Source organism: Pedobacter sp. 01N416, assembly GCF_056399685.1.
This window is the reverse complement of record NZ_JBFTRT010000258.1, coordinates 1-12,793: the sequence shown is the minus strand read 5'-3', so window position 1 is coordinate 12,793 and position 12,793 is coordinate 1. Positions and strand designations below refer to the sequence as shown.

At 36.3% G+C, this 12,793-nt stretch carries 12 protein-coding genes; 5 read left to right on the top strand and 7 right to left on the bottom strand.

The window, feature by feature from the left end; translation table 11 throughout:
• Positions 1 to 297: 297 nt before the first annotated feature.
• Positions 298 to 648 (top strand): hypothetical protein, encoded by a 351-nt coding sequence (locus tag AC1DND_RS15180; protein WP_029274644.1) that lies wholly within the window; start codon positions 298 to 300, stop codon positions 646 to 648.
• A gap of 5 nt (positions 649 to 653) precedes the next feature.
• Here the strand turns inward: AC1DND_RS15180 and AC1DND_RS15175 are convergent, their stop codons facing one another.
• Positions 654 to 1,154 (bottom strand): very short patch repair endonuclease, encoded by a 501-nt coding sequence (locus AC1DND_RS15175; RefSeq protein WP_477582801.1) that lies wholly within the window; start codon positions 1,152 to 1,154, stop codon positions 654 to 656.
• A gap of 458 nt (positions 1,155 to 1,612) precedes the next feature.
• Here AC1DND_RS15175 and AC1DND_RS15170 point away from each other — a divergent pair, with 458 nt between their 5' ends.
• Positions 1,613 to 2,245: a phosphatase PAP2 family protein gene (locus tag AC1DND_RS15170; RefSeq protein ID WP_029274642.1), complete on the top strand. Its 633-nt coding sequence runs from the start codon at positions 1,613 to 1,615 to the stop codon at positions 2,243 to 2,245.
• On the opposite strand, the gene AC1DND_RS15165 is transcribed toward AC1DND_RS15170, so the two are convergent.
• Positions 2,242 to 2,850 (bottom strand): Crp/Fnr family transcriptional regulator, encoded by a 609-nt coding sequence (locus tag AC1DND_RS15165; protein WP_477582799.1) that lies wholly within the window; start codon positions 2,848 to 2,850, stop codon positions 2,242 to 2,244. The two genes, AC1DND_RS15170 and AC1DND_RS15165, sit on opposite strands and share 4 nt — an antisense overlap.
• A gap of 219 nt (positions 2,851 to 3,069) precedes the next feature.
• Between AC1DND_RS15165 and AC1DND_RS15160 the strand changes: the two genes are divergently transcribed.
• The gene (locus AC1DND_RS15160; RefSeq protein ID WP_477582797.1) at positions 3,070 to 3,735 is read left to right on the top strand and encodes an HAD family hydrolase; all 666 of its coding nucleotides are present in this window, start codon (positions 3,070 to 3,072) and stop codon (positions 3,733 to 3,735) included.
• A gap of 66 nt (positions 3,736 to 3,801) precedes the next feature.
• Here the strand turns inward: AC1DND_RS15160 and AC1DND_RS15155 are convergent, their stop codons facing one another.
• Positions 3,802 to 4,974 (bottom strand): aldose epimerase family protein, encoded by a 1,173-nt coding sequence (locus AC1DND_RS15155; protein WP_477582795.1) that lies wholly within the window; start codon positions 4,972 to 4,974, stop codon positions 3,802 to 3,804.
• A gap of 407 nt (positions 4,975 to 5,381) precedes the next feature.
• On the opposite strand from AC1DND_RS15155, the gene mgrA reads away from it, so the two are divergent.
• Positions 5,382 to 6,371, top strand: a complete 990-nt coding sequence (gene mgrA / locus AC1DND_RS15150; RefSeq protein WP_477582794.1) for an L-glyceraldehyde 3-phosphate reductase — start codon at positions 5,382 to 5,384, stop codon at positions 6,369 to 6,371.
• 643 nt (positions 6,372 to 7,014) lie between these two features.
• Here the strand turns inward: mgrA and AC1DND_RS15145 are convergent.
• A complete protein-coding gene (locus tag AC1DND_RS15145; RefSeq protein WP_477582792.1) occupies positions 7,015 to 8,160 on the bottom strand; it encodes a PAS domain-containing sensor histidine kinase in 1,146 nt (381 codons plus the stop codon).
• A 110-nt stretch (positions 8,161 to 8,270) separates the two neighbouring features.
• Positions 8,271 to 9,437 carry a DUF3095 family protein gene (locus tag AC1DND_RS15140; protein ID WP_477582790.1) on the bottom strand — a complete coding sequence of 389 codons (1,167 nt, stop codon included), beginning with the start codon at positions 9,435 to 9,437 and terminating at the stop codon, positions 8,271 to 8,273.
• 159 nt (positions 9,438 to 9,596) lie between these two features.
• On the opposite strand from AC1DND_RS15140, the gene AC1DND_RS15135 reads away from it, so the two are divergent.
• Positions 9,597 to 11,987: a TonB-dependent siderophore receptor gene (locus AC1DND_RS15135; RefSeq protein WP_477582788.1), complete on the top strand. Its 2,391-nt coding sequence runs from the start codon at positions 9,597 to 9,599 to the stop codon at positions 11,985 to 11,987.
• Between the two features lie 234 nt (positions 11,988 to 12,221).
• Here the strand turns inward: AC1DND_RS15135 and AC1DND_RS15130 are convergent, their stop codons facing one another.
• Both AC1DND_RS15130 and AC1DND_RS15125 read right to left on the bottom strand, forming a co-directional pair.
• Complete coding sequence (locus AC1DND_RS15130; RefSeq protein ID WP_215127748.1) at positions 12,222 to 12,419, bottom strand: hypothetical protein; 198 nt, start codon at positions 12,417 to 12,419, stop codon at positions 12,222 to 12,224.
• 103 nt (positions 12,420 to 12,522) lie between these two features.
• On the bottom strand, positions 12,523 to 12,793 hold a 271-nt coding region (locus AC1DND_RS15125), incomplete at its 5' end, for a hypothetical protein (RefSeq protein WP_477582786.1).

Below are 12,793 nucleotides of genomic sequence, written 5' to 3'. Positions count from 1 at the left end.
GCCGATAATAATTTAGTTTTTTATAAAAATTATAAGCCAATTCTATTCCGATCAGAATAAAAAACACAGGTACAGATAACGCAATGTAATCTACTTTCATATAAACGTGAAGAAATATTTGGCCAGCAATATTTACTTTACAATTTAGAAAATTTTTAGCTCAACATAAAATCTAATTCATGTAATATTTGTGCTTGTTTGATCTTATTTATTGATTTTCATGAAATTCAGCTTACCTTTGAAAGGCTAAACTAATGCTTTTGGCGTTATTAACTTTTCATTTAAATCATCCCATCTATGAAAAAATTATCTCTCCTGTTGTTGCTAATTGCTTCGGCATTTTATACAAAGAGCCAAACGTTAGTATTAGCCAAAGATGCCGCTCAACATATTGGTAAAAATGTAACCATTTGCGATTCGGTGTATAGCGCAAAAGCTTTAGACAAATTAATTTTAATTAATTTAGGTGGTGCCTATCCAAAAGAGCTGATCACCGTAGTCATCAACAAAGAAGATCAGAGTAAATTCCCTTCGGAACCTTCGAGTATGTTTATGGGAAATAAAATCTGTGTTACCGGAATTATATCTGATTACAAGGGCAAAAAACAGATTTTAGTTACCGATCCGAAGCAGATTACCGTAAAATAAACAGCCTAATCATCAAACTGCGGTATTATTGCCGCTTTAGCCGCCTCGATATAAAGTAAAACCTGATTAACACAAGCTGTTAAACTTTCTTGTACCTCGTGTTCCCAAAAGCGCATTACGGTATAACCTTGAGCATGCAGCTGTTGGTTAACATGTTTGTCGCGTTGCATATTTCGTTCAATCTTCGGAATCCAAAAACCAGAATTTGTTTTTAAAGCTGATTTCTTTTCATCCCATTTGTAACCATGCCAAAAATCGCCATCTACAAATATGGCGAGCCTGTACTTATTGATAACCAGATCGGGTTTGCCAGGAAAATTTTTAGGGTGGATTCTGAACCTAACATGTTTGCTCCAAAGTGCCTTGCGTAGTTTTAACTCGGACAGGCTATTTTTCGCCCTAATTTTAGACATATTTTTACTCCGCTGTGCAGTGGTGTAAAAACCGGCACTTTCTTCAAAGCGGGGGACTTTAATATCCTCATCTTTATATGGCTTAGGCTCCATACCAAAGAAAACCAATAATAGGTATAAATTGTTTAAAAAATTGGCGATAGAAAGGGGCGATATTGATCAACCTAAGCACCTCCTCATTTAAAGGAGGGCGCTTCGGCTGGAGCGTTAATACAAAACGTATAATTTATGAGTAAATTGTCGAAGGGTGTGCTCCTTCAGTCGGCAGGAAATTAATCCTGCCAACCTCGTAAGCATAGATATCCTTATTATCTGATTCGAAGATTGAAAATCATTTCAACATATCATAGCGGATTATACAGATAGGCATATTTCCTTGATGAATCGTTTTATTTCCTTGATGAATATTTTTGGTCTTGTAGCTTTTCTTATACTTAAATTTAGACTTTCACCGATTTTGATCCTCAAACCGTATCCATTTCTAAAAAGCTGAAAATTTTGCATCTATTGGTATAAAATACATAGTTTTGATTTTTGATCAACCTATACCTATGCTTTTAAAACGAAATACGCTAATTTTTATACTCATTTTACTGATTGCTGCATTTACTTGTTTAAGTTTTTTCATTGCGCAGCATCCCATACTTGATTTTGACATTAAAACTTCGTTGTTTATTCAGCAATATCATGCAGATTGGTTAGATAAATTGATGTTGGCCATCAGTTTTTTTGGAGAACTCCCCTATTCATTACTTTCGGTAGTAGTGGTAGCAATCATATTTTACCAGCAAAAGTATAAACGCGAAGGCCTATTCGTTTCAACGGTGCTCTTGTCTGGATTAATTATCCTGGGTATAAAAAATGTGATTAACCGCCCACGCCCTACCGCATTTTATGTACGACTGGTGGAAATAAACCGCTTTCAGAGCTACCCCAGTGGGCATGTACTTTCTTATACCCTCTTTTTTGGCTTCTTGATTATTTTGATGAATACTTTGAAAGACGTGCCGAAGTTAACTAGAAATATAGTGACTTATTTATCAGCATTTTTGATGATCACCATTGCCCCATCCAGAATTTATCTGGGTGCACATTGGTTTACCGATACAGTTGGTGGTTTTCTGCTAGGCTTAATCTGCCTTTTCCCGCTTTGCTATTTTTACTTCAAAAAGAAAGCAAATTAAGCCTTTTCTTCTGTCTTTTCTTTCTTTCTGATCCTGCTTAAAGTTTCGATTCGCATCCCCAGGTAGCTGGCCAAAAATTTTAAAGGAACCCTTGACTTTATAGTAGGATACCCGATTTTAAACTGTTTGTACCTTATTTCTGCTGAGGGGATTCGTGATAAAATAGATCGCTCTTGCGACATATGGTAATGTATAGCCAATAATTTTCTGGCCAAAATGTTGGTTTCAGGAAATTGCACATACAAGTCGTCAATAAAACGATATGGGAGTATAAGCAGTTCTGAATCTTCCAGCGCCTGATATTGTTCCTGATAAGTTGGGACAAGGCTGCCTGGATTTCGAATACTGCCAATCAGGTGATTTTCGTCAGTTAACCAGGCAGTAATATCTTTTCCTTCATCCAGTACAAAAGCCCGTACCAAGCCTTTAACAATAAAGAATAAACAATCGCCACTAATATTGCTAAGATCAGGCAAAATCTCATTCTTACGTACGGTGATTTTGAATGTTTCAGTTTTTGCCCGCTCAATTATTTCTTTTCTTAATGGCTGCAGCTCATTTAAATACTTGATAAGAGGATCACTTTCATGATGGGCAGCAGTCATAATATTATCCGGGGTTTTAAAACGATGCAAGCTATTGCTTGAATACCGGATTTCCAAATATGGAAACGAGTTCAACAGCCAAAAAATTACAGTTGTGGAAAATTTATTTTTCAGGCCATCCGTTTTCAACACCACTTTTAGGAATAAATTATTTGTTAAATTTTCGCTTTGATAACTATATTTTACTTAATCATAAAAAAATCTGATAATTTTGCCGCCATGACGWATAATAAACCAAAAGCTTTTCTTTTCGATCTTAATGGAACCATGATTAACGATATGGCTTTCCACAATCATGCCTGGCATAACATACTTACAAAAGATTTAGGAGCAAGTATTAGCTTCGATGCGGTTAAAAAACAGATGTACGGTAAAAACCAAGATCTGTTAGAACGTGTTTTTGGTATTGGTCATTTTTCTCAGGAACAGATTGATCAGATTTCAATCGAAAAAGAGCATAGATATCAAGCTGCTTATAAAAAACATTTAACGTTAATAGCAGGTTTAGGCGATTTTTTAGAAAAAGCAAAACAATCAGCCATTCAAATGGCGATTGGCTCTGCTGCTATTCCCTTCAATATTAATTTTGTACTCGATAATTTAAATATCCGTTCCTATTTCGAAGTCATAGTAAGTGCCGAAGATGTGGTAAATAGTAAACCTGATCCGGAAACTTTTACCAATGGAGCAGAAATTTTAGGCGTTGCAGCCAGCCAATGCATAGTTTTTGAAGATGCACCAAAAGGTGTTGAAGCAGCACAGAATGCCGGGATGAGATGTGTTGTACTTACAACCATGCATACTAAAGAAGAATTTGCAGCTTACAACAACATTATAGCTTTTATAGAAGATTATACAGATCCAGTTTTACAAGAACTTTTCTAAATTAAAACGACCTGCATTTCTACAGGCCGCTTTAATTTCATCATTGTTGGGAGATCACCAAAACAACTATTTGGTAAATTTATATACCGAGCTTGTTTTATACACCTGCCCAGGTTTTAAAACCGTTGACGGAAAAGCGGGTTGATTTGGTGAATCTGGAAAATGCTGTGTTTCTAATGCAATTGCTGTTCTWAAATCATCTTTAGCACCAGTTTTAAAAGTATTTTTACTTTGCATAAAGTTGCCACTATAAAATTGTAAGCCTGGCTCCTGCGTATAAATATCCATCACTATACCCGACTTATCTCCTTTAACCGTAGCCGCATGGAACATGCCCATAGCTTTGGTTTTATTTAGCACGTAGTTATGATCATAACCCTTCCCAAAGGTTAACTGTTCGTTTTTATCGTTTATACGCGCACCAATGGTAGTTGCTTTGGTAAAATCGAACGGTGTTCCCTTAACCTTTTCAATCTTTCCTGTCGGGATCAGGGTAGAATCAACAGGCGCGTACTCATCTGCATAAATCTGTACCTCGTGGTTCAAAATCTCACCACTTCCATCACCATTTAAATTAAAAAATGCGTGGTTTGTTAAATTTACAATTGTAGTTTTATCGGTTTTAGCCTCGTAGTCCATTTTCAGTTCATTATCATCCGTTAAGGTATAAGTTACTTTAACATCTAAATTGCCTGGAAAATTTTCATCGCCATCTTTTGATAAGTAATGAAGCACTAAGGTATTGGCATTTGGCTGAGAAGCATCCCAAACAACATATTGGTAGCCTTTTTTTCCCCCATGAAGGGTATTCTGTCCATTATTGGTAAACAGCGAATAGGTTTTACCTTCAAGCGTAAATTTACCCTTTGCTATGCGGTTGCCATATCGGCCAATAGTTGCACCAAAATAGGGCTCGGTTGATTTTTCGTAATCATTAATACTTTTAAAACCTACTACCACATCAACTAACTTACCATCTTTATTTGGCACCACTAAACTAACCAGACGGCCACCGTAATTGGTAAAAATAGCCTCCGCATTATTCTTATTCTTTAAGGTGTATAACGTTGTTTGTTTACCATCAATTTCCTTTTTAAAAGAATCGGCAACAAGTTTTACAACGGCTATTGAGTCGTTTTTTAAACTATCAGCTGATGAAGATTTTTTGGTTCCGGATTGACAAGATGCAAAGCCGATTACAGCTAGCATACCGAGGCTCGTTAATGATTGTAATTTCATAAAGTGGAATACTTGGTTTAGATTTTTAATTAAGTTTTTAAATATAAGTATATGACATAACTTTACAAAAAAAAACGATTTAGAATAATCAAAAATGCATATTATTAAAGAATAATTTAATTAAACATCAGCAATGATACGATTTGTAGAAATGGTGATAACAAACTGTTGAACGATTGAAAATCTTTGATTTATTTTTATCGTCTTCCTGATCCGATAACCATCAGATTTATTTCAGGGTCTTTTTTAAAGATGAGCTAAATACAATGTTGAATGAATTCAGCATGACGATTATTATACAGCTAAATTGAACTTTCAGCGTTTTTACTGATTTGAAGATAATATTAACCTAATATCAATTAAAATCCAGTAAAACTGATTATTATTGCGGCAATCAAATTCCAAATATGAATCAAATCATTTCAACAGACCGTTACGACAAAATGCTATATCGCCGTTGTGGAAACAGTGGCATAAAATTGCCTGCGATATCGTTGGGTTTATGGCATAATTTCGGGCATGTTAACGTTTTTGAAAATAGCAAAAACCTAATCTACACTGCTTTTAACAATGGAATTACCCATTTCGATTTAGCAAATAATTATGGTCCGCCTCCAGGCTCCGCTGAAGAAGTTTTTGGAAAAATCCTTCATGAGGATTTTAGGGGCTATCGTGATGAAATGATTATTTCAAGCAAAGCCGGATATACCATGTGGGATGGTCCTTATGGCGACTGGGGTTCGAAAAAATACCTGGTTTCTAGTTTAGACCAGAGCTTAAAACGCATGAAACTGGATTATGTTGATATTTTTTACCACCATCGTCCAGATCATGAAACTCCGCTTGAAGAAACCATGGGAGCCTTAAGTCTCTTGGTTCAACAGGGAAAAGCTTTGTATGTTGGTATTTCGAATTATAAGGCAGAAGAAGCCGCAAAAGCCATCAAAATTTTAAAAGATAACGGTACACCATGTTTAATCCACCAGCCTAAATATTCGATGTTCGAACGCTGGGTAGAAGATGGCTTACTCGATGTTTTGGAAAAAAATGGTGTGGGTTGTATTCCATTTTCGCCATTGGCACAAGGTCTACTTACCGATAAATATTTACACGGCATTCCTTCCGATTCAAGAGTAGCCACCAGTGGTATTTTCCTGAAAGAAAGCAATATTACGCCCGAGAAATTAGCCGTGATTGCCAAACTAAATGATGTTGCCAAATCGCGTGGGCAAAAATTAGCACATATGGCGTTATCGTGGATACTGAAGGACGAGAGAATTACCACAGTCTTAATAGGTGCCAGTAAGCCAGAGCAAATTACGGATTCAATTAAAGCTTTAGATAATATAAAATTTAGTGCTGCTGAAGTAAAACTGATTGATGAAATTTTAAGTTAAAAAAATCGATCGTCATTTCGGCAGCAGTGTTCCAAAGGAACTGCTTCGGAGAAGAAATCTTTGAACAATCCAATAAACATGGTTCAAAGATTTCTCTTTCGACTCAACATCCTACCGTGTGGACACATCTTTTGTTAATTCTATAGTTGTTTTTAACACACATTCCTAAAGCAATCGTCATGCTGAATTTATTTCAGCATCTTTCCAGATGCTAAAAGACATTTACTATCAATCCAGCAATGGGCCTTTTACACAATCCTACACACATCAAAAAAACAGCGGCACTTCGTTTTGTGTTCAATACATATTTAAAGCTTTAAATTAGCGTTTATGAACACAAAACCACTGCGTTTAGGTTTGGCAGTACTATTTGTTCTTTCCTGCAACTGTTTTTTTGATTTCTCCGGCCCTTGGGATTGACGGCGTTCTTCGGTTAAAACAATGTGTTTTCAGAGGAAGTTAGCAAAACGCCTAAAAAATCAACATCAAAAAAATGTGTCCACACAGTAGGATTTAACGCCGGGACTTTTCTCCAGTCGAAATGACGATTTATTTTAGCCTGTAATCCAGTCTTTTACTTTTCTTAACTAACCCGAAACTTTAACTGCGATTTAATCATGCAAGATCAGGGCTTTGATTTGAATTAGCGCTTTACGGGGAGCGAAAAGTGAAATGTAGAACCGGCCCCATAATTACTTTCTGCCCAAATTTTACCCTGGTGTAAGTTTATAATCTCTGCACTTAGGTATAAACCAATCCCAAAACCTGAAATGGTTTTAGTTTGCTGGTTTTCTACGCGATAAAACCGATCAAAAAGTTTCTCCAGATCATGAGCCTCGATACCAATGCCGTTATCTGTTACAGAAACATGTATTTCATTCCCCAAGGCTTCTGATTGAACATAAACAGTACTGCCCTGATCTGAATATTTTACAGCATTGCTAATCAAATTTGAAATTACAGAGCCAATTTTATCTTTGTCGGCGTATATTAATTTAGGCTCACCCTCTGCAAAATTAATCTGATTAGTAGGATGAATTAACCTTAGATCTTCTACAAGATCACAAATCAGTTTATCAAGATCAAAATGAGATAGGCTCAAGTGAATTTCTCCTGATTCTAAACGCGATACATTTAAAAAGGAAGTGATCATAGCACTCATTTTCCGGATCTGTTTTTGAACTTTATCTAAAGTATTTACGACAAAAAGATCTGTTAAACTCCGACTCTGCATCAATTGAACATAGGCACTAATAGAGGTTAAAGGCGTTTTTAGCTCATGGCTTACCATACTGATGAAATCATTCTTTTGCCGCTCTTCCTTTATACTGATTAGAATCTGTTCCTGATCTRGTGCTTCCCGTTGCAGTTCAGTCTCTTTAATGGCATTTTTCGCATTAACCATATCAGTCACATCGCTTGCGGTATGAAGAATACAATAAGGCATCCCAGCTTCATCCTTAATGGCGCGGTATTCGTAAGCATAATAAGCTGTTTGTAATCTCCCATCCCTTAGGGTTTCGGCCTGAATAGCATCTCCTTTATCTGTAATGCCCGTTAGCAATACATTTTTCAGCATATTGATAAAAGGCTGGCCCTTTAACTCTGGCACAGCATCTTCTAAAGGTTTACCGATAATAGAGCGGTCTTTTCCCCAAAAAGCAATCATGGCATCATTGGCCATTTCGATTACTATATGCTCGGATGTGTATATGGCTGTTGCATCTTTTGATAAGGAAAGAACCTCTAAAAGTTGATTATTATTTAAAACCCTTGAATAATTTTCCATTTATAATTAAAAGTTAAAACCCGACGATGCTGATATGTATGGTAAAATCAAATTATACTAAGTATCATACAAGTGGCCTTTACAAAAGTTTGGCTATTATTAACCTTTTATCATCTGGCATTTAATTTATCGCTTATTTTCTGTTTAAGTACTCCCGCGGCCTGAGTATATCCCCCATCTGCTCCATCAACAAAATGAATGTGATCATCTTCCAGGTCCCTAACATAACAAGACATGATCGATTCGCCGCTAACATAGAGGCCGTATAAAATTTCATTATTTTTTTCGAGCTGATTAAGCGCTTTCTGCAATATTAATCGCTGCTGTGCGGTTCCGGTAATTACCGTATTTATTCTACCATCTATCACCAGCGTATCCGACATTTCTACAAGCTGTTTCAGGTATTTTTTACCACGCTCCGTTCGGAAATAGATATAGCCATAAATATTGATGAGCCATGATTTGATCAGTTCAAAAAGTTTAATTTTTCCAATTCGGTGTTTCATTTCTTTCCCCAGACTATTGAAGCTTGTTTTGAAAATCAACTTAGAAACTGAAATCGGCTGACGCTTTTCGGGTGTTCCGTAAATTTGATCAAGATGATGGATCACTTTGCTGAATACGGCTGCCTGCTGCGTTATTTCTGGAGCTATAACGATTAATGTAACCACCTCATCACTATTTTCGGGTGGTTCTATCTTATCCCAGCGGCATTGCATACCACTTAAATCGATTTCATTACTTGCAGTATCATGGCCCGTTAACAGGTAATTCTCTCCCTTGATAATTTGTTCGGCATAAGCCAGGCCATCGCCCAAAACAATGGGGATAGAAAATGTTTCAGCACTACTAAATCTGCAAATATTAAGCGTATGGCTTTGTTTGTAAATTTCTTCAACAGGCATAATCCCAGTCCTTAAATCAAGGTTAAAATTCCGTAAGGTGTTATCTTTGTATTTCAACAGCGATTTCATCACATCATCTACAATACTAGGCGGAACAATAAAAGAAGCCCCATCGCCACCGAAGAAAAATGGAACCGAAATGTTTGCTTTAAATGCAATATTGAGTACGGCAACAATACTTCCGGTAGCAATAAGGTTAACATTTTCATGCAGGCCCGAATTTACAGCAGCGGTTGAACGCTTAATATCGGTGATGATTACACACCAGCTAGCAACCACTTTTTCAAATAATTGATTTTGAATCAACAACTGATATAATGGTATTTTATGAATGGGCAAATTGGAATAGAAATGGTCTTCGCTATTTTGCATAATTTGATTTAGTATATCCTAATATACGCATTCAAAAAAGCTATGTATTTCAAAAAAGCAAATCAAAAACTAATCTTATTTAGAACAAATAAAAATAATTTTGTAATTCCGATGCAAAAACGCTTCCTTTGCGCCAACTAAGAATTAATCTAAATAAAGATGAATAAAAAATTTACTTTTCTTTTAAATTTTATAGCTGTTTTTCTGTTTTTGGCAGGTAATACCATGGCGCAAAGCAAAAACGGATCTGTTTCGGGTTCGATTAAAACGAGCGATGGCAATCCTGCCAGTTATGTAAGTGTTGGTTTAAAAAATACTGGTAGAACTACACAAACTGATGAGAAAGGTAATTTCACGATTAAAAATATAACACCCGGCACCTATACGATCAAAACATCRGCTATTGGTGTTTCTGCTCAGGAAAAATCAATTACTGTAGCGGCTGGTCAGACCGTAAATGCTGATTTCACCATTGCRGAATCTTCATCTCAATTGGATGAAGTAGCCATTAACGGTTACAAAACGCCAAACAGAAAGCCAGCTAACTTAGGTAAAATTGCTATTGCCCCTATGGATCTTCCACAGGCCGTGCAGATTATTGGAAACCAAGTAATTGCCGACCAACAAGCAAACCGCTTAAGCGATGTGCTCAAAAATGTAAACGGTGTAGCTTATGGTGAAAATAGAGGTGGCGTAAGTGGTGAAACATTTTTTGCAAGAGGCTACAGTTTAGGAGCAAATAACATCTTCAAAAATGGATCACGTGCTTCCAGTGGTGGCATGCCAGAAGTGAGCACATTAGAATCGGTAGAAGTACTTAAAGGTAGTGCCGCATTGCTTTATGGTGGTGTAAGTGGTGGAGCTGTTGTAAACCTGATAACCAAAAAACCTAAATTCGAAAATGGTGGTGAAGTTTCTATGCGTGGCGGTAGTTATGATGTGTACAAACCATCAGGAGATATTTATGGTCCGATTACAAAAAATTTGGCTTTCCGTTTAATCGGCACTTATGAAGATGCTGCAAGCTTTAGGAATAGTGTTAAATCTAACCGAGTTTATGTTAACCCATCGTTACTTTATAAAATTAGCGRGAAAACCGATGTCCTACTACAGGGTGATTACTTAAAAAGCGACATGACACCAGATTTTGGCGTGGGGACGGTTGCCAATAAGATAGCAGATATTAGTAGAAATGCATTTGTTAATGCACCATGGGCATATAACAACACCAATACGGTTACTACTCAACTAAACATCAATCACAAATTTAATGAGAAGTGGAAACTAAATGTAATTGCTAATTTACAATCATATAACCGTGATTATTTTAGTGCAGAACGCCCATTCGCACTTTTAGCTGATGGCATTGCAAATCGTTTGGTTACTAGAGCAAAGACTAAAGAATTTACTTATAATGAGCAAATTAATTTAAATGGTGCGTTTAAAACAGGCAAATTTGAACATACATTACTGATTGGGGTAGATGCTGATCAATCAAGAATAACTTCTAATGGTTTTACTTTCAACAGCAATAATGCTGCTACATTTAATTATGGAAATGTAAATTTATTAGATCCATCTACTTATTTTGGAAGTGGTATAGAACCTACGGCGAACAATACCACAAGAACATTTGCCCCCGTATTTAGAATGGGTGGCTTTGTTCAGGATTTAATAGCAGTTACTAAACAATTTAAAGTTTTAGCGGGTGTAAGATGGACTTTCCAAAAAACACCTACAACATCGATCACAAACCTAATTAATGGAGTTGAAACTTCAGGAACAGCCATCGACAAAATTGACAAAGCATTCTCTCCTAAATTCGGATTGGTTTATCAGCCATTAAAAACAACATCAGTGTATGTTAGCTATGCAAACAACTTTACTTCAAATACAGGAATTGATATTGCTACTGACGCCCCAATGGCCCCATCAATAATAGATCAATATGAAGCTGGTGTTAAAAATGATTTTCTACAGGGTAAATTATCTGCGAATGTTACTGTGTACAGAATAAAAAACAGCAACCTGGCACAGGCCGCTTTGGCCGATGCGACCAAACGTGAATTTAGTGGTGCAACTGCCAGTGATGGTTTAGAGGTCGATTTAAGTGGAACTATTGTTAAAGGTTTAAATTTCCTTGCAGGTTATAGCTATAATTATTACCGCTATACTAAAACTCTCGACAAAACAGGTATAATTGAAGGTGAAAGAGTAGTTGGTAGTACTAAAAATACTGCCAATGGAACCTTGTTTTACACCTTCTATGAGGGAGGAATTAAAGGACTTAAACTTGGTGCAACGGCAGTCTACACAGGCGACCGTTTAGGCGGCAGAAATCAAACTAAATCTGGAACATCCACTGGCATTATTCCTTTGAGTGCCTTCACCACTCTTGATTTATCAGCAGGATACTCTTGGAGAAAAATATCATTATTGGCTAAGATTTCAAACATCACCAATGAGTTAAACTATTTCGTACATGAGAACTACAGTGTGAATCCAATTCCGCCACGCCAGTTTGTAACTACATTATCTTACAAATTCTAATAAAAGAATAGGTTAAATAAAAAGCTCCTGGTCTACCGACCTGGAGCTTTTTGGCTTATAAAGTCGGCGGTCCGTATATCACCAACGCCGGTGTCCGTCTTAATTGTCTTCCTGAAATTTATGACGAAGTATACGCTAAAACCGCTTAACCCAGAGCAAAATAAAGCCCGAGGTTTTAAGGCATCTCCTTACACCAATAATATTACCTACCGGTTTATTTAACCATGAAAGGAATTAAAGAATAATTAGGATGGTACCCGATTTAAATAATTTAAAGTAATAATGAAATTCACCATGGCGGTTTACTTTTTCGATTTCATACACTTTACCCGATTTACCATATTCATCAGATAATAAATCACCAATTTTAATGCTATCTAACTGATTTACGTTGAGGGATGCTCTTTTAATTAATGTAGCTGTTTTTTCCATAAGATTGCAGTTTGAAGTATTTACGTAATCAAAAAGGCTTTGGTTTTGTAGTATCGTAAATTACTTATAAATAAGAAACAAACATACAAAATTGTAGTGTTAATTAGTAATACACAATCTCATAAACCCGTTTCATGTACAACGCTTCGTCTATTTTAGTAAAAAATTCGTACCATTCTTCTCTTGTAAAAACTAAACTGATATCAGGAAATGGGGTTGATAAAATAACAACCTGCCTCCCATCGGGTCTATTCTCTAAATAATCGTCGAAATCTAGTTTTTTGGTAGCCGCATAAAAAGCATCAAACTGATCAAAAGAAAAGTTCATTAAAACCCCCGAGCGCCATATATTTAAAACTTTGCAATTATTGCAT

Coding starts and splice junctions, on each gene's coding strand:
- mgrA (WP_477582794.1), top strand. CDS start 5,382: ATGAATCAAATCATTTCAACAGACCGTTACGACAAAATGCTATATCGC.
- AC1DND_RS15180 (WP_029274644.1), top strand. CDS start 298: ATGAAAAAATTATCTCTCCTGTTGTTGCTAATTGCTTCGGCATTTTAT.
- AC1DND_RS15165 (WP_477582799.1), bottom strand. CDS start 2,850: ATGACTGCTGCCCATCATGAAAGTGATCCTCTTATCAAGTATTTAAAT.
- AC1DND_RS15140 (WP_477582790.1), bottom strand. CDS start 9,437: ATGCAAAATAGCGAAGACCATTTCTATTCCAATTTGCCCATTCATAAA.
- AC1DND_RS15130 (WP_215127748.1), bottom strand. CDS start 12,419: ATGGAAAAAACAGCTACATTAATTAAAAGAGCATCCCTCAACGTAAAT.
- AC1DND_RS15170 (WP_029274642.1), top strand. CDS start 1,613: ATGCTTTTAAAACGAAATACGCTAATTTTTATACTCATTTTACTGATT.
- AC1DND_RS15175 (WP_477582801.1), bottom strand. CDS start 1,154: ATGGAGCCTAAGCCATATAAAGATGAGGATATTAAAGTCCCCCGCTTT.